This window comes from Larkinella humicola (assembly GCF_008727875.1).
Taxonomy (GTDB): domain Bacteria; phylum Bacteroidota; class Bacteroidia; order Cytophagales; family Spirosomataceae; genus Larkinella; species Larkinella humicola.
Genome location: NZ_VTWS01000009.1, coordinates 242,414 through 262,598, shown reverse-complemented (window position 1 = coordinate 262,598; position 20,185 = coordinate 242,414). Strand labels below are relative to the sequence as shown.

13 protein-coding genes are annotated in these 20,185 nt (G+C 51.4%); 8 read left to right on the top strand and 5 right to left on the bottom strand.

The window, feature by feature from the left end; translation table 11 throughout:
- Positions 1-11: 11 nt before the first annotated feature.
- From F0P93_RS27730 to F0P93_RS27710, 5 genes are all read right to left on the bottom strand, one after another.
- Positions 12-2,117, bottom strand: a complete 2,106-nt coding sequence (locus F0P93_RS27730; RefSeq protein ID WP_150881051.1) for a tetratricopeptide repeat-containing sensor histidine kinase — start codon at positions 2,115-2,117, stop codon at positions 12-14.
- A 298-nt stretch (positions 2,118-2,415) separates the two neighbouring features.
- Positions 2,416-2,847, bottom strand: coding sequence for a hypothetical protein (locus F0P93_RS27725; protein WP_150881050.1), 432 nt, complete (start codon positions 2,845-2,847; stop codon positions 2,416-2,418).
- Positions 2,848-2,994: 147 nt separating this feature from the next.
- A complete protein-coding gene (locus F0P93_RS27720; RefSeq protein WP_150881049.1) occupies positions 2,995-3,720 on the bottom strand; it encodes a YoaK family protein in 726 nt (241 codons plus the stop codon).
- Positions 3,713-4,246: a GrpB family protein gene (locus F0P93_RS27715; protein ID WP_150881048.1), complete on the bottom strand. Its 534-nt coding sequence runs from the start codon at positions 4,244-4,246 to the stop codon at positions 3,713-3,715. The genes F0P93_RS27720 and F0P93_RS27715 overlap by 8 nt, the downstream gene beginning before the upstream one ends.
- A gap of 326 nt (positions 4,247-4,572) precedes the next feature.
- On the bottom strand, positions 4,573-7,539 hold the full coding sequence (locus tag F0P93_RS27710) for an excinuclease ABC subunit UvrA (RefSeq protein WP_150881047.1): 2,967 nt from the start codon (positions 7,537-7,539) through the stop codon (positions 4,573-4,575).
- A gap of 155 nt (positions 7,540-7,694) precedes the next feature.
- Here F0P93_RS27710 and F0P93_RS27705 point away from each other — a divergent pair, with 155 nt between their 5' ends.
- The 8 genes from F0P93_RS27705 (at position 7,695) to F0P93_RS27665 (ending at position 20,165) form a co-directional block, all read left to right on the top strand.
- Positions 7,695-8,324, top strand: a complete 630-nt coding sequence (locus F0P93_RS27705) for an MgtC/SapB family protein (RefSeq protein WP_150881046.1) — start codon at positions 7,695-7,697, stop codon at positions 8,322-8,324.
- A gap of 192 nt (positions 8,325-8,516) precedes the next feature.
- Positions 8,517-9,158 (top strand): hypothetical protein, encoded by a 642-nt coding sequence (locus tag F0P93_RS27700; RefSeq protein ID WP_150881045.1) that lies wholly within the window; start codon positions 8,517-8,519, stop codon positions 9,156-9,158.
- A 163-nt stretch (positions 9,159-9,321) separates the two neighbouring features.
- Entirely contained in the window at positions 9,322-9,912 is a 591-nt protein-coding gene (locus F0P93_RS27695; RefSeq protein WP_225309674.1) for an RNA polymerase sigma factor, read from the top strand.
- A gap of 482 nt (positions 9,913-10,394) precedes the next feature.
- Positions 10,395-11,909, top strand: coding sequence for a serine hydrolase domain-containing protein (locus tag F0P93_RS27685; RefSeq protein WP_150881042.1), 1,515 nt, complete (start codon positions 10,395-10,397; stop codon positions 11,907-11,909).
- A 274-nt stretch (positions 11,910-12,183) separates the two neighbouring features.
- Complete coding sequence (locus F0P93_RS27680; protein WP_150881041.1) at positions 12,184-13,326, top strand: FecR family protein; 1,143 nt, start codon at positions 12,184-12,186, stop codon at positions 13,324-13,326.
- A 344-nt stretch (positions 13,327-13,670) separates the two neighbouring features.
- Positions 13,671-17,027 (top strand): TonB-dependent receptor, encoded by a 3,357-nt coding sequence (locus F0P93_RS27675; protein ID WP_150881040.1) that lies wholly within the window; start codon positions 13,671-13,673, stop codon positions 17,025-17,027.
- A gap of 13 nt (positions 17,028-17,040) precedes the next feature.
- Positions 17,041-18,507, top strand: a complete 1,467-nt coding sequence (locus tag F0P93_RS27670; RefSeq protein ID WP_150881039.1) for a RagB/SusD family nutrient uptake outer membrane protein — start codon at positions 17,041-17,043, stop codon at positions 18,505-18,507.
- 11 nt (positions 18,508-18,518) lie between these two features.
- Positions 18,519-20,165 (top strand): FAD-dependent oxidoreductase, encoded by a 1,647-nt coding sequence (locus F0P93_RS27665; RefSeq protein ID WP_150881037.1) that lies wholly within the window; start codon positions 18,519-18,521, stop codon positions 20,163-20,165.
- The last annotated feature ends 20 nt before the right edge of the window (positions 20,166-20,185 follow it).

The following is a 20,185-nucleotide window of genomic DNA, read 5'->3' as shown; positions in this document are numbered from 1 at the left end:
AGACAGCCGGGCTATTCCGGAAGGGGCAGCAGCACGCTGGCTTTTGTTCCGGCCAATTCGCTGGATTCCAGCCAGAACCGGGCGCCGATCGTCTCGGCGCGTTCCCGGATGTTGTGCAGCCCGGTACCGCCTTCTACCGACGGGTTCAGGCCGATGCCGTCGTCCAGAACCTGCACGGCCAGCCACTTGTCATACCAGATCAGCTTGATGTGTGCCTGCCGGGCCTGGGCATGACGAAGAATGTTCGTGCATAGTTCGAGACAGATCACGTACAGATTGAACTTGACTTCCGGACTGAGCGGCAATTTGCCGCTGGGATCATAGTTCAGCGAAAACACCGTTTTTTCGACCAGATTCAACTTTTTAACCAGACTCTTGAGCGATACCAGCAAGTCCTGCTGGAGCAATTGTTCCGGCAAAATGTTGCGCGACAGTTGATGAACCTGCGTGACGGCGTCGTTGAGCAGGTTCAGGCTGTTTTCGTACAGGGTTTTGTTGCGGGGCGATAAAATATCGGCGTCCATCGTTTGGAACGTCATCTTGGTGGCACCGAGCAGACTGCTCACCCGGTCGTGGAGTTCGGTTGCCACGCGTTTGCGCTCAAGGGTCTGGCCTTTGATCAGCGCCATTTCAATCTCCCGGTTTTTGGTCCGTAACGTCAGGTTGGTTCGCCGGAGCCGCAGGCTATAATACAGCAGCAGAAACCCCAGCGAGCTGATGATGGCAATTCCAATGTACAACAGATTTCGGATGCGTTTCTGCGCCGACAGGCCCAGCCGGAGCTGGTCGATGTGTAGCTGCTTGATGGTGGCTTGCTGGGTGGCCTGCTTCTGAGCGGCAGCGGTTTTCAGTTGCTGCGTTTCGAGCTGGTGTTTCAAGGCGTTGGTCTGGGCCAGCCGACGGAATTCATTCGTTTTGAAGGTATTGTTAAGCCGGTCGATTTCAGCCTGTTTCGCCAGCGTCTGGTACCGCTGGTTTTGCAACAGCCGCTCCTGGCGGTAGGCCGTTTCGAGTCGTTCGCGGTCGAACCGGGCCTTGCTCCGCAGGCTTTCAGTCTGGTTGATGGCCCGTTGTTCCTCCCGTTTTTTGTCGTTATAAAGTCGCTGGTAAGCAAAGGCACTCTTCCAATCCTGCTGGTGCTCATAGGCATTCATCAGCACGGAATAGGCCGTTAGCATGGGCGCGTGCACCTTCTGATTCTTCGCCAGAGCTTCCTTTGCGTTGGCAATGGCCTCGTCATACTGCTTGTTACCGAGGTAAGAAACTGCCAGATCGGCCAGTGCGTCGGCCTGAGGAAGGGGCGCTTTGAGCTGCTCCCAGTACGCCACCGACTGTTTCAGGTACGGAATGGCCTGCGTGAATTTCTGCTGGAGGTTATACACCAGGCCGATGTCGTTGGTCAGGTAGGCCTTGTTGGAAATCGACACCCTGGGTTGTTGGTTCAGGATGTCCCAGGCCCGGAGGGCGTGCATTTCAGCCTCCGCCAACTGCTGCTGCCCTTTGTAGGCATTGGCCAGAATCCGGTGGAGGTCGGACAGATGAACGGGGTCGATTTTTTTGTCTTTTCCAAACCACGCAATGCTCTTCTGCAAATAGGCCACGGCTTCGCCATCCTCCCCGATCGAACTGCTGATGTGGCCGAGATTCCGGTAGATGCGCCAGAAATAGAGGGCATATACCTCCGGGGCGGTTTCGATCAGCGACAGCAGGCGGTGGTTCAGTTTGATCGCCCGGGGGTAATCGGTTTTGACCTCCCGGTAATACCGCTCAGTAACCAGCAGCCCTTTGATCTGGTATTTGATGTTCTTTTTCCGCTCGGCGAGGTGGATGAGGTGGTTGGCCACCAGCAGCGCACTGTCGCGGTGGGTCATGCCACTGTAGTGGACATACGCCATAAAATGCAGGTATTCCATCCGGGCGGTATCGACCGTGGGGGCGGGGCGTAGCCGGTCGAGGCCAAGCAGCCGGATTCGGGTAGTTTTCAACAAACTATCCACGTAAGCCCGGTCCATACTCCGGTCGAAGTCAAAAGGCGGGGTGTAATACCGCTGGGCCAGCAGGGAAGCGGATGAACCCAGCCAACTGATCAGCAAAACGACTCGTTGAAACCATTTCATAGACACCTTGAACACTCAAAATCCTCCTTATTTCACACGGGTGGCGACGATTGGATCGAAAAATTACCGGATTTAGTGCCCAAAAATCACGGATACCAGTGATTTTTGGGCAGCCGGAAAAGTGACCTTTATATCAGTAATGAACTGATACACACACTTAAAAGTAATACCTCTTCGGGATTGAAACGAATCACATCACCCCCGATTTACTAAACGGTGATCACGACCCGGCTTTGGTCCGGGTCGTGAACGGCATCCGCTGATAGCGGGTAGTCCCTTTTTTAATTTCCACATCCATTCAATTCGCCCGCTCGAATGGGTCGGTGTTGTAGGTAATTTCTATCGGCTCGTCTGATCGCAAAGCCGCCGGATATATAAGCTGGATTCGGTTCGCGACGGGGTTGTATTGATAATCTTTTCCGGCTTGTAAAATGGCATCGCCTGCTTTGACCGTTATGGTCTTCTCATCGATGCCAAGTGTCGGCAAAAAAAACGCTCCTTTTATCAGCGTATCGGCTGATTGATTTTTACCGGGCTTTACGAAGACCGTATGAAACCGTGGCAAAAATCGTAGCGCAGGTTGAGGAATTAGAAACATTGGTCTGAAGGGTGCGGGTTGGTGTGAAGGAAGCGAATCAGGCCCGGCGAAAGGCGTTGGCTCCCCGGCCGAATAGGCGTGATTCAGAACCGTAACGCTGATCAACAGGGCGAATAGGAAGGCGGTTTTCATGGAGCGGTTTGGAGAGAAGGCTTCTGGAGAACAACGGGTTACGTGTTTTTTTGTTGTGTCGCCATAAAAACACCCTAAATAACAAATGGTGAGGATTAATTTGTCAATTCTTACTAATGCCAAACCGCCTGTTTGTTTCGTTCTTTATCAGCTACTTTTGAGTTTTCGTCGTAGTTGAATGAGTCGGAATTTTATGTTGTCGTAAATTAAGCCTAAAACTAAGGCAGCTGCAGCAAAAATCAGGGCGTGAAGTTTCATCTTTGAGTATAGAATTCCACCAAGGATGCCACCAATAAAAAAGAAACTGATGATGGTCAGCCGAAGTTTTATTGACGATAGAAGTTTGTGCTTCTGTTCCCGCTCTTTGTAAAAAAACAACTGCGATAATTCAATGCCCAGATCGGTAAAAAGCCCCGTTAAATGCGTTGTCCTGACGCTGGCATTCGAGATGGTGGTAACCAGGGAGTTCTGTAAACCCATCGCAAAAAGCAAACTACAGGCAATAGTATTTGGGTTTTTGATGAGCAAATTCTGTCCCCAGAAACCGATAGTAAATAGAATCAAACATTCTATCGAAGCAGGAACTACGTAAATATAATGATCGTCTTTTTGTGAAATAATTTCAATGAGAAAACTGGAAACAAAAGACCCTAAGAAAAAGAAAAATATATACAGAAAATAGACAAATCCTTGCCAAAAATTGAGTTTAAAAACTTCTTCTACGAAAAATGCAAAATGACCGGTTACGTTCGTTGTCAACCGCTGAACAGCAAAAAAACCGGCTACGTTTACAATGCCGGCAACAAGAGATAACAGCGAAGCAATTTTTAAATTATGGCTTAACGTTCGTGTCTTGCCCTGATGTCTAAACATGGTATATTTTTTCTTCTTCTATAATTGAGTCGATAAAATCATTGCTATAAAGTTCTTTTAATGTAGCGTATGCCTTTCTATCTTGATTCGCCTGATCAGCTAAATCGTATTTCATTTGTTGATATTTTACCCTTGCCCATTCATTTTTCCTTAAAAAATTTCTGGATAGAATATGGCGTTCCAATGCTTTACTATCAATTGGACAAACATAAAGATGATGCTTTATGGTGTCTAATATGGTATTAGCCAATTTTCCATTCCTTTTAAATACATCACGGTCTTGGATTCCCTGATTACCATTATGGTAGTACCCCAACTTTTCGAGTCTCGCTTTTATTTTCTCAAAATCTGAGGTATCGGAATAGATAATATCGATATCGATGATTGGTTTTGAATCCAAATGGGGTACAGAAGTGCTTCCTACGTGTTCAATAGAATAGTCAATCCCGTCCAGGGAAGGTTCGATCTCACGTTGTATGTCCGTAAAATTCTTAATCCAATTTGAAGTATATTTTTCGAGTATCATTCTGTCACTTTAAAATGACGCATAACGTTCAGGGATGCAAAAGTTTTTTCGTAGTAAATATACTTGTTTGAACTATTGATGAGAATGGTGTATTCTTTCTTATTTCCCGATTGTCGAACTATGACGTGCATAGCTCAACTACAACAATAGCCGGACCACTAAGCCCGGCTATCGCTATAAATTCAATCAACCTCCTAAAAAAACCTTAGAAGTTGTTTGAATGAAGGCCGGAGGCCTGTCCTGTCAATAGGCAATAGCCGATGGATGCTATTGCCTATTGACAGATCGCCTTTCCAGGGCTCTCCCCGGTTAATTCAAACAGCTTGTTACACTTTCCCCCGCAAAAAATCCGCCGTGTAATTCTCGCCCTGCGGTAATTTTACCAGCTCTTCCGGGGTGCCGGCAAAGGTGACGTAACCGCCCGTATCCCCGCCTTCGGGGCCGAGGTCGATGAGGTAGTCGGCCGATTTGATGATCTCGGTATTGTGTTCGATGATGATGACACTGTCGCCCTGATCGACCAGCGCGTTGATGGCTTTCAGCAGCTTGCGGATGTCGTGGAAGTGCAAACCGGTGGTCGGTTCGTCAAAAATGAACAGCGTTCCGCCTTTGTTGGCGTTGCCTTTTCCCAGAAACGACGCCAGCTTAACCCGCTGGGCTTCACCACCCGACAAGGTGTTGGACGACTGCCCCAGCGTAATATAGCCCAAACCGACATCCTGCAACGGCATCAGTTTTTCAACCATCTTCGGTTCAGCTTTCCGGAAGTAGTCAATGGCTTCATCGACGGTCATTTCCAGAATATCCGCCACGTTTTTGTCGTTGAGCGTCACTTCCAGAATTTCCTGCTTAAACCGCTTGCCGTTACAGCCTTCGCATTTCAGGAAAATATCGGCCATGAACTGCATCTCGATCTTGACCTCGCCTTCGCCCTGGCACACCTCGCAGCGACCGCCATCCACGTTGAACGAAAAGTGCGACGGTTTATAGCCCCGCGCTTTTGCCACGGGCTGTTCCGCCATCACCTGCCGCAAATAATCGTAGGCTTTGATGTACGTCACTGGGTTCGAGCGCGACGACTTACCAATCGGATTCTGGTCGATCATCTCAATGGAGGTGACGCGGTCCAGACTGCCGCCCAGGCTGTCGTGCTTGCCCGCTTCTTCCGAACCGTCGCCCTTCAACCGCGTCAAGGCCGGGTACAACACCTTGCGGATCAGCGTCGATTTGCCCGAACCACTCACGCCCGTCACCACCGTCAGCGTGTTCAGCGGAAACCGTACGTCCAGATCCTTCAGGTTGTTTTCCCGCGCACCGTTCACTTCGAGCCAGTGCGTGGCTTTCCGCCGGAATTTCGGCACGGGCACGGTTTCTTTTCCCGTCAGAAAAGCGAGGGTGTGCGAATTGTTAGTGAAGACGGGGCCGCCCGGCGGTGAAGAGGTATGAGTTACGACGGAGTTGCCAGGCGGTTGTTCTTCGTTCTCACGATAACTCTTCACGCTTAACTCTTCACTCATAATTTCCTCCCAGGTGCCCTGAAACACCAGGTGGCCGCCGTTGACACCCGCATCCGGGCCGATGTCGATGAGTTGGTCGGCCGCCCGCATCACTTCTTCTTCGTGTTCGACCACAATGACAGTATTGCCCAGATCGCGGAGGGTTTCCAGCACGCTCACCAGTTGCCTGGTGTCGCGCGGGTGGAGGCCAATGCTGGGTTCATCCAGAATATACATCGATCCAACCAGCGCACTACCGAGCGAGGTTGCCAGTTTAATACGCTGGTATTCACCGCCGGACAATGTGTTGGTCAGGCGGTTTAGCGTTAAATAGGTCAGCCCGACGCGCTCCATGTAGTCCAGGCGGTTGCGGATTTCGGTGAGCAACCGTTTGCCCACTTCCTGCTGGTGCGGGGGAAGTTCCAGATTCCGGAAAAAACCGGCGGCTTCCCCAATCGGCATCAGCACAATGTCGGTGATGGATTTTCCACCGGCAATTTTTACGTAACTGGCGTCCTTCCGCAGCCGCGAACCCCGGCATTCGGGGCAGGAGGTTTTGCCGCGGTAGCGCGACAGCATCACGCGGTATTGGACCTTGAACGTCTGGCTTTCGACAAAATCGAAAAACGCATTCAGGCCCTGGAAATATTTGTTACCCGTCCAGAGTGTTTCTTTTTGCTCCGGCGAAAGATCTTTATACGGGCGGTGAATCGGGAAGTCGAACCGGATGCCGTTTTTGAGCAGTGGTTTCAGAAACTCCTCGTTCATTTTCTCGCTTCGCCAGGGTGCCAGGGCACCTTCAAAGACCGACAGATTTTTGTCGGGAATGACCAGGTCCGGGTCGATGCCCAGCACTTTACCAAAACCGTCGCACCGGCGGCAGGCACCATACGGGTTGTTGAAGGTGAACAGGTTGACGCTCGGTTCTTCAAAAACCAGCCCGTCCAGTTCGAATTTATCCGAGAAAACGCGTGATTCTTTGCCCACGACATCGACCCGGCAAACGCCTTCGCCTTCGTTGAAAGCGGTCTGGATCGAATCCGAAAACCGGTATTGACTGTCTTCGTCGGGCTGCCCGTCCGCATCGAACTGAACCGTGCTGCGGTCGATCAGAATTTCCAGCGCGGCCCCCGGCGCGGGTTCTTTCACACCCTGTTCCAGCATTTCTTCCATGAACAGCACTTCGCCGTCGGCCACAATCCGGGTGTAGCCTTTCTGGAGCAACACTTTCAGCTCGTCGGCCAGCGTCCGGTCGGGCCGGATGTGCAGCGGTGCCATAATCAGCACACGTTGCCCCTGTTCGTAGGTATACAGGTATTTAACGACGTCTGTTACCGTATCTTTGCGCACTTCCTGCCCCGAAACGGGCGAGTAGGTGATGCCCACACGGGCAAAAAGCAATTTCAGGTAGTCATAAATTTCGGTGGTCGTTCCAACCGTTGAGCGGGGATTGCGGGTCGTTACCTTCTGTTCGATGGCAATGGCCGGCGACACCCCTTTGATGTAATCGACCTCGGGTTTTTCCATCCGGCCCAGAAACTGCCGGGCGTAGCTGCTCAGGCTTTCGACATACATTCGCTGACCTTCAGCAAATAACGTGTCGAACGCCAGGGAGGATTTACCCGAGCCCGAAAGGCCGGTGATCACCACCAGTTTGTTGCGCGGAATGGCGACGTCGATGCTTTTCAGGTTGTGAACCCGGGCACCCTTGATGATAATATACTGTTTGGGATCAAGATGTTCAACGTTGGGTTGCTGAAAGGAGCCGTCAGGCGGCAGACTAACCGATAAATTCATCCTATAAATTTAGCAAAACTCTATCTTTGGACTAACGGTTTTTTTGAAAGGATGGTTTCCTTTTCAATAACGATTGCCCCCAACCCCCTGAAGGCCGGGCGCAAACCTTCGGTTGGGGTCAATGAATCAGGAATTAGCGTAACCAACGGAAATACATGGATTCGATTGTTCAGGAAGACATTCTAAAACTCCTGCTGGCGATGGTGCTGGGCGGTCTGATTGGCGCGGAACGCGAATACCGCAGCAAATCGGCGGGACTCCGAACCACGATTCTGATCTGTGTCGGATCGGCGCTGTTCACCATCGTTTCGCGCCGTTTCAGCGACGACGACCGGATTGCGGCCAACATCGTCAATGGCATCGGTTTTCTGGGTGCCGGGATTATTTTCCGGCAGGAGACCAGCGTCAAAGGCCTGACCACAGCGGCCACGATTTGGGCCGTAGCGGCCATTGGAATGGCCGTTGGGGGTGGTTTTTACGACCTTGCCGTGGGCGGTTTTATCATCATTGGGGCTACGTTGCTGGTGTTGCCGGGGTTGGCCGCCCGCATTGCCCGCGTCAACCAGGCCCGACAATTCCGAATTGTTACTACCTTTAAACACAAAACGCTGCTGGCGTACGAAACGCTGTTTGAAGAATGTGGGTTGCATCCCCGGTTGCAGAGTCAGCAGCGCATTGGCAACGAAATCATTGGCATCTGGCGCGTTACGGGTTCCGAAAAAGCCCACGAGCGCTGTATTCAGCAGTTGCTGAATGACCCGGAAGTAAAAGAGTTTGGGTTTTGAGTGGGGGCCTTATTGCCAGAACCCGCATTTTGCTGCCCCTAAAGCCCCTTCAGGGGATTTGGATGCGGTTAATCCGGATGCTAAAGTCTCCTTTGAGGGGGTTAGGGGCGGTAAGCGCAAGTTTTACTTACTAAAAACCCCTATTTTTTCGTTTATAATTTGAGTATCCATTTTTGTTCATTAATCAACTCTATGAACCTCATACAGAAAGGTTTATTAGCAATCATGCTGATAAGCAGCAGTGTAGCCTTCGGGCAAATTACCGAAGATCCGGAAGAACGACGCGGAGAAGGAAAAGACCCCTTAAAAACCAAAACGCCGGAAGGAGAGCCGTTGCCGTTTTCGCAGCGACTGCGGTTTGGGGGGGGCATCAGCAACGTGTCCATAGGCAATCCCTTCAGCATCGGTGTTGCTCCCGTTATCGCCTACCAGGCTTCCGAGCGGGCCATTCTGGGCGTCGGTATCAATTATGTCTATTACCGGGCCAAACTATACTACCAGGGTGGTGCCACTGAAATTTACCGGGCCAATCAATACGGCGGACGGGTGTTCGGGATGTATGAGATTGTCCCCAACATTGTGAAAAACCTGTACGTTCACGGGGAATTCGAAAATACGAATGTTGGCTACACGAACTACAACATCATCCCCTACGAAACGCAGCGACGCTGGGTGAGTGCCGGGTTGGTCGGGTTGACGTATTCCCAGCCCATCAGTCGGCGGTTCGGCGTGAATTTAACGGCCTTATACAACCTGAGTTACAATGCCGATCCGACGTTCTCGTCGTTCGTTTATGGCGGCAGTCCCTGGGTGATTCGGGTGTCGTTTTTTTAATTGAGAGAAAAGACGCGGGAGTAGAGAATAAAGACCGTCGCAGGAACGATTTTTCTTTATTCTCTACTCCCGCGTCTTTTCTCTTCCTTTTTAGCATTAATGCCATTAGAATTATAAAAATTTCTACTTAATTCGGGTAGATTTTCAAAACCGAATTAAGACCTTGACCACCGAACGGCAGCCCGACTCACTTCTCTGGAACGCCCTGAAACAAGGCGACCGGCGGGCTTTTGCCGAACTTTACGAGCGGTATTACCGCATCCTCTACAACTACGGATACAAACTGCTGCCCGACGCGGCTCTGGTGGAAGATGCCATTCAGGATTTATTCGTGGATCTCTGGCGGATTCAGCAGAATCTGGCCGAAGCCGAATCGGTCAAGTTCTATTTGTTCCGTTCCCTGCGCCGAAAAATTCACCGCCTGAGTGAGAAAGAGAACCGGTTTTTATCCATCGACCAGGCCGCCTTCCCGTTGCAGACTGACACCACGCCGGAGCATCAGTTTACCGACGGGGAGCAGGAGCAGCAATTGACCCGGCAACTGACCCAAGCTCTGAAACAACTGCCTGAACGTCAATTGGAAGTGGTTACGCTGCGGTTTTACGAAAACTTCAAAACCAGCGAGATTGCGGCCATTATGGGCATCACCGACAAGTCCGTCCGGAATACGCTGCACAAGGCCATGAGCCACCTCCGCGAAAATACCCGTTATCTGGCTCCTTTTCTGGGGCTTTTGTTTCTTCTTTTGGCATAGCATCCTCCGCAATCATACGGGTTTCGTTTTTTCAGTCCGCGGTTTTAACCGGGGCTGATAGAACCATGCCGGCCGTAATCAAGTCCGTAAATCAAGAGTCGGGTAGTTTGCGGTTTCGTATCAAAAGACAGCACATAATGCCGTATGGAAAATAGCATACTGCAACTGCAAGCCGGAGATTGGTACGTTGAGCGACTGCGTAGAAATCAAAACGACATTGGCATTTGTGTCCGAAAAAAGACAGGTAATGTCCACTTTTGGACATTACTTCTTATGAAGTAATGTGGTTAACTTATTGATAATCAATTGTATGAATTCAAATGGTTGGGTGTTGGCAGGATATTTGTTCTACAAAAGTTAAAGTATTCCTGATTTACGAATCGTTGTTTTCTGACCAACCCCAGTCCACAGGGACATAGACTGGTATCTCAGGCAATGCAGCGTAAAAAAAGTCCATGAGTAAGTACTAAAATCTTTATTTTGTGAAAAGGTCTCACCGCTTCCTGCTTATCCTAGCCTTCGTGGCCCAGCCCTTTCTATCGCATGCCCAGGCCAGCAGGGCACTCGACAGTTTGTTTCATGCCTTAGATACAGCCCATGTTTTTAACGGGAATGTGCTCATTCGTGAGAAGGGTCAGACCATTTATCAACGGTCAGTTGGCTTGTCGGACTTAAAAACCCGCAAAAAGCATTCGTTGCATTCCGCTTTCCAGATTGGCTCCATCTCCAAGACGTTTACGGCCGTGGCAGTTATGCAATTAATCCAGCAGCACAAACTTGGTCTTAGAGACAGTTATCAAAAATACTTCCCGGATTTCCCTTTCGCACAGATTCACATCGACCATTTGCTTTCGCATACGTCAGGTCTGCCCGACAAGGAAGAATTATTCTTTCCGCTGATTGATCAGGATTCAACCCGACAAATAAGCAACCACGATATTATTCCGGCTCTAAAGCAGTGGAAGAAAGAACTGGCTTTCTTACCGGGCAGTAAATGGCGTTACTGCAACATCGGCTATGCCTTGCTGGCTACTTTAGTCGAAAAGATAAGCGGTGAACGTTTCGGCGATTACTTGACTCGTCATATCTTCCGCCCGGCTGGTATGCACCACAGCTACCTGCTGGGCAACCTTCCCGGCGATACCCATTCTGTGACGGGTTATCTGGTTCGTCACCATTACCTCAACGACATGGAAAGTATTGGCAGCAGCCAAAAAGTTAGGCGCTGGACGTTTAATCTGCGTGGGCTTTATGGGCCAACGAACATCGTCAGTACGACCGGCGATCTGGCTACCTATGCCACTGCCCTGGACGAGCACAAGGTACTGAGTAAGGATATGCTGGACCTGGCCTTTACGCCCTATCGACTGACAGATGGCACTTCGGCCGCCCCCGGCGGTGAGTTTGGGGCGGCCAACTATGGATTAGGTTGGTTTCTGCCCACCAACACCCAACTGGGTCGAATCGTCATGCACACCGGTCGCGAACCTGGTTTCTTTACCTTTTTCTGGCATGATCTTACACACCATCGGACCATTATTTTACTCGATAATGCGGAGAGTACCGGTTTTGGTACGGCCTGCAAGCAAACGATCAATCTGGCTTACCAAACTCCTTTTTTCGGGACGGAACAACCCGGCAAGCGGTCGCTCTTCCTGCCTTACGTTCGAACGTTGCTGAAAGAAGGGCCGGATGCCGCTGCGACCTTATTCAACCAGCTCAAAGCCGACACCGCTCATTACTTTACCGACGAGCGGGAATTGAACGAACTGGGTCTGGAGCTTCTGGCAGACCACCATGACACCGTTGCGCTGGAAGCCCTCAAGCTAGCGACCTTGCTTTACCCGCAGAGTTGGAACACGTATGATAGCTACGGAAAAGCCCTGCTGCAAAGTGGCAGACGCAAAGAAGCCATCGCCATGTATCGCCAATCGGTCCTGATGTTTCCCGGTAATTTGCCGGGCCAAAAAATTCTGAATGAATTGACGAAGGACTAGTGAAGACCGTATTTGTCTTTCAAGCGGTTTTACTCACTCGAATCAGACGGTAGCACGTACTGAAAAGGAGTACAGTTCTGCTTCACACTCGCATACGAACGCCCTTCAACCGAGCCCACGATTCAAATCGTGGGCTCGGTTGAAGGGCGTTCGTAATCCAACGCGTAAATCCAGAGTCAAAATAAAAAGATCAGAAAAGGAGGGGACACTTCGCTACTTCCAGGCTCTTGGTATATAACAATGGAATAGTTATCTATTTTATGGGCCGGATGCAATGAATGACTACCGTAATTATACCACCGAAGACTTTGCCGAAGATGATTTTTTCCGACGCTGGGTGCTGGCACCCGATGTCGAAACCGATTCGTTCTGGCAGGGATTTCTGGCGGAGCATCCCGGAAAAAACACGGTTATTCTGACTGCCCGTTCGCTGTTACAAGCCATTGCGCAGGTGCAGACCATGCCCACGGAAGCGCAGGGTCAGCGAATGTGGGCCGCCATCGAACACCGCACCGCCGGACTTCCGGGGCTGGAGCAACAACCGGAACCGGAGGGTGAAAACCGCTGGGTTTGGCCAAAAATCGAACGCCCGAACTGGTTTCAGTTGGCGGCTGCCATCCTGTTGCTGGTAGGAATTGGCTGGTGGTATATGCTGCGGTCCAAACTGGCAGAAGAACCGGGGACTTATTCCGGACTCGTGGCCGGGTCGACGGTTGATCTGGTCGAAAAAATAAACAACACCCCGCAACCGCTGACCGTCCGGTTTGAAGACGGCAGCACGGTGGTCTTGCAACCCGGCAGTCGGGTGAGTTACACGGCCACGTTTACGGGCCAAAAACGGGAAGTGTATCTGTCGGGCGAAGGGTTTTTTGAGGTCTCCAAAAATCCGGAGAAACCCTTCATGGTGTATGCCAATGGATTGGTTACCAAAGTGATCGGGACCAGTTTTATGGTTCGGGCGCTGGAGGAAGCCAGGGGCGTAACGGTCATTGTGCGAACCGGGAAAGTGGCGGTTTTTCCGATCAAAGCGCTTGATCGGATGCAACCCGAAACCGGGCAACCGGCGGGAGCGCTCTTGCTGACGCCCAACCAGCAGGCCTTTTTCGATGCCGATAGCGACCGGCTGACCCGCAAACTCGTGGAAGCTCCGCTTTTGCTCAAAACGCCCGAGAATAACCACAACTTTATTTTTGAAAATACGCCGGTGGGCGAGGTCTTCAAAACACTGGAAACCTCGTATGGCGTGTCGATTGTCTACGATGCGAAAACGCTGAAAAGCTGCAACCTGACCGCCCCGCTGGGCGACGAACCGTTGTTCCGAAAACTCGACATCATTTGCCAAACCATCGACGCTACCTATGAAGTCTGGGATGCAAAAATTGTGGTAACCGGAAAAGGCTGCCAACCAACGGAATGAATCCTGAATTAGTGATACCGTATTGAGCTAGTTGGATGCTAAAAAATAAAATAGTACAAATAACTCATAACTCATAACTCATAACTGAATCTTTAACCCTGATTGCATGAAAAAACACCGACCTGTTGATTAAAAAAAAGCCGGAACAGAACCGTACTGTTGCGACCAGTACGGCTCCATCATCCCGGCGAATCAGTGCCCCCCCTTGCTTTACCGGTATTGCGACTACCCTGAAAAACGGGGACGGGGATTGTTTTTGCCTCTACTTCTGAAAAATGTTGAACAAAAACACTGCTAAAAGTATGAAAAAACTGCGGGATTATTCCCCAACTCTTTGCCAGATTATGAAGATTACTTGCGTACAGTTGGTGCTGGCCGTAGTCTTTGCCGGGCTTACCCTGGCCCGAAATGGAATGGCGCAGGAGCTGCTCAATCGATCGATCTCTGTTCAATTGGAAAATAAGGACTTACGGACCATTCTGAACCGATTGGAGAAAGCTGCTAATGTAAAATTTACGTACGTTCCGCAACTCATTTCGGTCGGCAATAAAGTGACACTCCGGGCCGAAAACGACCGCCTGGAGGTGGTGCTGAATCGCCTGCTGAAACCGCTGAACATCACCTATCAGGTTTCGGGCAATTACATCGTGCTGAAAAAAGAGACAACCAGCGCGGTGTTGCCCGAAGAAACGACCCTGGAAGCGCCAGCCCTGATGGCGGAGATACCCATTACGGGGATGGTTACAGACGAAAAAGGCGAAGGATTGCCCGGTGTTAGCGTGTTGCTGAAAGGCACGCAACGCGGCACGGCCACCGATAGCAAAGGGACATTCCGGCTGGCGGTGCCCGACAATTCGGCGGTTCTGGTGTTCAGTTTTGTGGGTTACAGAAATCAGGAAATAACCATTGGTTCACAATCGACCCTGACGGTTCGGCTGGAAGCGGACGAAAAATCGCTCAACGAAGTGGTCGTGGTCGGCTACGGAACCGTGAAACGCTCCGATCTGACAGGTTCGGTGGCCAAAGTGGGCGAAGAAAACATCAAAGCGACGCCCATCGTGGCCCTGGATCGGGCCATGCAGGGCCGGGTGGCCGGTGTGCATGTGACCACCAATTCGGCCCAGCCCGGCGGTTCAACAACGGTCCGTATCCGGGGAACGGGTTCGGTGAATGCGGGGAATGAACCCCTGTATGTGATCGATGGCTACCCAACCGGCAACCTCAATTCCATCAATCCCAATGACATCGAATCCATTGAAATATTAAAAGATGCCTCGGCGACGGCTATCTACGGCTCGCGGGGCTCCAATGGGGTCGTTATGGTTACCACCAAGCGCGGCAAAGAAGGACAATCGAGGGTCAATTTCGAGAGTTACTACGGTGTGCAGTCGGTCCGTCGGAGCGTTCCGCTGATGAATGCCCGGGAATATGCTGAATTCATCAACGAAGCCCGAATCAATGGCGGCAGCACGGCCTATTTTGACGGTTCTTCGGCCGACCGTCCATTGCCGACGTCGCTGGGCGAAGGCACCGACTGGCAGAAGGAAGTGTTTCGGGAGGCACCTATTCAGAGCTACCAGATGAGCTTCACGGGGGGCGAAACGAAAACCCGGTACGCGATATCGGGAAGTTATTATAACCAGCAGGGCATCGTCAAAAACTCGTATTTTCAACGCTTTACGCTTCGCGCCAATCTGGATCGTGACGTAAAGTCGTGGCTGAAGATCGGTTTATCGATGCAGGGCGCCTACACCAAATCGAATGCAGCCCGGACGGAAACCGATGGCGGGATTAACAGTGGCGTTACGACATCGGCGATCAACTACGCGCCGGTTTTTCCGGTTTACAATAGCGCAGGCGGCTATTATCTGGATCAGGGTTCTTTAAACGGCAATCTGGTCGATAACCCGGTGGGGCTGGTGAACGAAATCACCGACCAGAATCTGAACGCCCGGCTACTGGGAAATGTGTTTGCCGATATAAAGCTGGCCGAGGGACTGACGTTCCGCACGAGTTGGGGGGCCGACATCCTGAATACGAAATCAAACTATTATGCTACCCGGCAGGTTCGTCTGGGCGCTACATCCAACGGAAGTGCTTCCGTCAATTCGGGCTTTAATCTGAATTGGCTCAACGAAAATACGCTGTCGTACACCCGAACCATTATCCCAAAACACACCCTGAACGCCCTGATCGGGTATACGACGCAAGGATATCATAACGAAGGAGTTACGGCGAGTGCGGTCAACTTTACCGACGACTTTGCCCAGTTCAACAATCTGGGGGCCGGAGCTACGCTGCAAACTCCATCCTCATCGGCGAGCGATTGGGCGCTGGTTTCGTATCTGGCCCGTCTGAACTACAACTACGATGATCGCTTTCTGCTTACGCTCACCGCTCGACGCGATGGATCGTCGCGGTTTGGAACCAACAATAAGTACGGTTTTTTTCCGTCGGGAGCCTTGGCCTGGCGCATTATCAATGAAAAATTCCTGCAAAATCAGAAGGTATTGACCGACCTCAAGCTCCGGACCAGTTATGGATTGAGCGGAAATCAGGCCATTGGCGATTATCAGTATTTATCGGGGTTGGGCGTCAGTACGGCGATCCTGGGCGGAGCTTCTCCCGTTTTGCGGACTGGCTGGACCCCCACGGCCATCAGTAACCTGGATTTGCGTTGGGAAAAGAATGCCCAGTTTGACGTAGGACTCGATGTTGGTTTGCTCAATAACCGGATTCAGTTTACCGCTGATTATTACATCAAAACAACTTCTGATTTGTTGTTTTCGGTTAATATTCCCCAAACGACCGGCTATAGCACGGCGCTCCGGAACATTGGCAAGGTCGAAAACCGGGGCCTGGAACTAGCGTTGTCAACGATTAACGTTGACAAAAATGGCTTCCGGTGGAATACGGAGTTTAGTATGGCCGTAAACAGCAACAAAATTCTGACCCTCGATGGTCGCCCTGAATTTACGACGGGCAGTGGCATTGGTCACCTTCAGGTATCCAACACCGTTTTATTGAAGGTGGGTGAAGCACTGGGTAATTTCTACGGACGGGTCATGGACGGCATTTTCCAGAACCAGGGGGAAATTGACAATTCGGCCCAGAAAACCGCGAAACCGGGCGATATCAAATACCGGGATCTGAACGGCGATGGCATGATTAACGACAACGACCGCACCATTATCGGAAATGGCTATCCTAAACTCTTCGGTGGGCTGAACAATACCGTAACGTACAAAGGCTTTGAGCTGAATGTCTTTTTTCAGGGCGTTACAGGAAATCAGATCCTGAATTACCTGCGGTTTGACCTGTATAATCTGAACGGAAACAACAACCAGGCCGAGGAGGTGGTGAACCGATGGACTCCAACCAACCCGAGCAACGAAATTCCACGGGCTACGCTCACGGGCGGTCAACGGATTCTGTCGACGTTCCAGATTGAAGATGGGGCCTATTTGCGGCTCAAAAACTTCTCGCTGGGCTACAACCTGCCTTCAGCGCTGCTGAACAAAATTGCCGTTCGGAATGCCAAAATATACGTGGCGGCTCAGAATTACCTCACGTTTACGGCCTATAAAGGCTATGACCCGGAGGTGAGTCGCTTCGGTACTACGTCGATCAGCCAGGGGATGGATTATGGGGGGTATCCGGCAGCTAAAACACTTCTTGTTGGTTTAAACCTGACCTTCTAAACGCCTTACTATCATGAGATCCTCTATTTTTCTACTGTTTATAACCGGATTGCTGACGGCCTGTTCGACCGATCTGGATTTGAATCCGCTCGGTTCTCAATCGGTCGGGACCTACTACAAAACGGCTTCCGATGCGGAGGCCGCGGTGTTGAGTATGTATGGTCAGTTGCGGGGAATGTACCGCGATGAAATTGTCGTTACGCCAAATGTGATTGCCGCCGACGATGGCATTCCGTTTCTGACGGGGAATGCCGACCGGGTGGCGATGTGGCGGTATGGCCTGATTTCGACCAATACGTTTGTCGGAAACATCTGGAGTAATGCCTATACCGGTATTCAACGATCCAACCTGATCATCAGCCGGGCTCCGGCCATTCCGATGGAGGAGGCTACCCGGAAAAGCTACGTTGGAGAGGCTAAATTTCTGCGGGCCATGCACTATTTTACGTTGGTCCGCTTTTTTGGCGATGTGCCGCTGGTGACCACCGAAACGACTTCACTGGAAAATGTGAATGTAGCGCGGGCTTCGGTCGATGAGGTGTATAAGCTAATTGAAAGCGACCTGAAAGAAGCCGAAACGGTATTGCCTAAAAGTTATACGGGCAACAACATCGGTCGGGCAACATCGGGCGCTGCGAAGGGCCTGCTGGCCAAAGTCTATCTAACCTGGGCGGGAGCCAATGCGAGTTCGCCGTATTGGGCACAGGCGGCTGCTAAGGCGAAAGAGGTGATCGATTCAGGGATTTATGATCTCTGGGCCAATTATGCCGATGTGTTTGATCTGAAAAACCGGGGTGGAAAAGAATCCCTTTTTGAAGTCATGTACATCACCGATCTGGCGGGCAACAATTTTACTACGGGGTATGCCCCGCGTGGAGCACCCATCGTACCGAGTACGGGCAGCGGTATTTTTCGGGTCAGCAAAAGCTTGTTCGATAGCTACACGGCCGCCGATAAACGCAAAGCGGTCACGTTCCTGACGTCGTATGTTCATCCGACTACCAAAGCAACCGTTACCCTGTCAACCGACGATGCCGATCCCGCCCGGGCCGTGTCGTTCTGGAAATTGGCCGATGTAACCTCTACCGTCAGCGGAGGAGGGGGGAAAAGTTTTAGTGTCCAGCGCTTTTCAGATATTCTGCTGATCTACGCGGAGGCACTCTCGGAAGCCAATAACGGCCCGAATGCCGAGGCCTATGCTGCGATGAATCGGGTGCGGGTGCGGGCGGGTCTTCAACCACTGAGTGGTCTCAACCGGCAGCAGTTTAAGGAGGCTGTTTTGCTGGAACGGCGGCTTGAGTTTGCTTTTGAAGCGAACCGGCGGTTCGATCTGGTTCGGACAGGACGTTTGCTGGATGCGGTAAATGCCGAAACGTCGTACGGTCGGAGTCCCGCCATCGAAGCAACCAACGTCCTGTTCCCCATTCCGCAACGTGAAATGGATGCAAATTCGGCTTTAAAACAAAACGACGGCTATTAAACGCGAACGCAATGACTTTTCGAAAACAACTTTTATTCCTGGTTTTCCTGCTTTCCTGGAAGGCCCAGGCCCAACAAACCTATGATGTCGTCGTGTATGGCGGAACACCAGCGGGGGTCATGGCAGCTATTCAGGTAGCGCGTATGGGCCAGTCGGTGGTCGTATTGGAACCGGGTAAGCATCTGGGGGGCATCATGGTCGAAGGGCTGGGCGGAACGGATATCGACAATCAAAAAGATTTTCAGAATAGCCCTGCCGTTGGGGGCCTGGCCCTTGAATTTTACCGGCGGATTGTCAAAGTCTATGGCCGTAGCGATGAATTTGAAGAGGTGCTGCGTTCCAGAACCAAAAAAGCAGACATCTGGCGCTTCGAACCGCACGTGGCCGAGCAGGTAATCAAGAACTGGGTCGCCGAGCATAAGATTGTCGTGGTGTATGAAAGCCAGTTGCTGGAAACACCGGGGGCTGTCTCGAAAAAAGGCACAGCCATCCAGCAAATCAAACTCACGAACGGAAAAACGTATCGCGGAAAAACGTTCATTGATGCGACATTGGAGGGCGATTTGCTGGATCGGGCCGGGGTCAGTACGGCCATTGGGCGCGAAGCCAACAGTGTTTATAACGAAACCAAAAACGGCATTCGGGCCGTCACGGACCACAACCAGTTTGCGGTGAAGGTAGACCCGTACAACGTGCCGGGCGATCCCTCCAGCGGGGTGATTTATGGGGTATCCGGCGAGCCGCTGGGACAGCCTGGCTCAGGCGACCACCGTCTCCAGGCCTATTGTTTCAGAGTCTGTCTGACCAACAAGCCGGAGAACCGAATCCCGTTTCCGAAACCGGCAGATTATGACCGAAAGAAGTACGAACTATTCGAACGGTATCTGAAAGCGGGCGGAAGGTTGTATCGTCCGGGTGCGAATATCCCAAATCAGAAGACGGATTTTAACGGGGGCCGGGACGTATCGCACAACCTGAACGGGATGAATTATGCGTATCCGGGTGGAACGTACCAAAAACGAAAGGAGATCATTGATTTCCACCGGCATCACACGCTGGGACTTTTCTATTTTTTAGCTACGGATCCCGAAATTGGCCGACTGGACCCCGATCTGCAAAAAACCTGGTCGCAGTGGGGACTCGCCAGGGATGAATTCACCGACAATGGCGGCTGGCCCCGGGTATTCTACGTACGCGATGCCCGCCGGATGGTATCCGACTATGTGATTACGGAACACCATGTCAAACAAGACAACCCGACGCCGGTTGAAGACCCGGTGGCCCTGGCCTATTGGCCTCCCGACGTACACAATGTTCGTACCCTCGTAAAAGAGGGCTATGCCTACAATGAAGGATTTGTGTTTGGCGGCCATGAGTGGCAACCGTTACCCATTTCATACCGGGCCCTGGTGCCCAAAGCCTCGCAATGCACCAATTTGCTGTCGGCTTCCTGTCCATCATCCAGCCACATTGCTTACGGAGCCATTCGGATCGAATTTACCTTTATGGCCCTGGGGCAGGCCTGTGGCACGGCGGCCGTGCTGGCGAATGAAAAACGCGTAGCCGTTCAACAGGTTTCGTACCCCAAACTACGGGAACGGTTGCTGGCCGACCGGCAGGTGATTCGTCTCGAAAAGACCGACGCACCCGCTAAGTAAAAAACCGGTCTTCGGGCCTT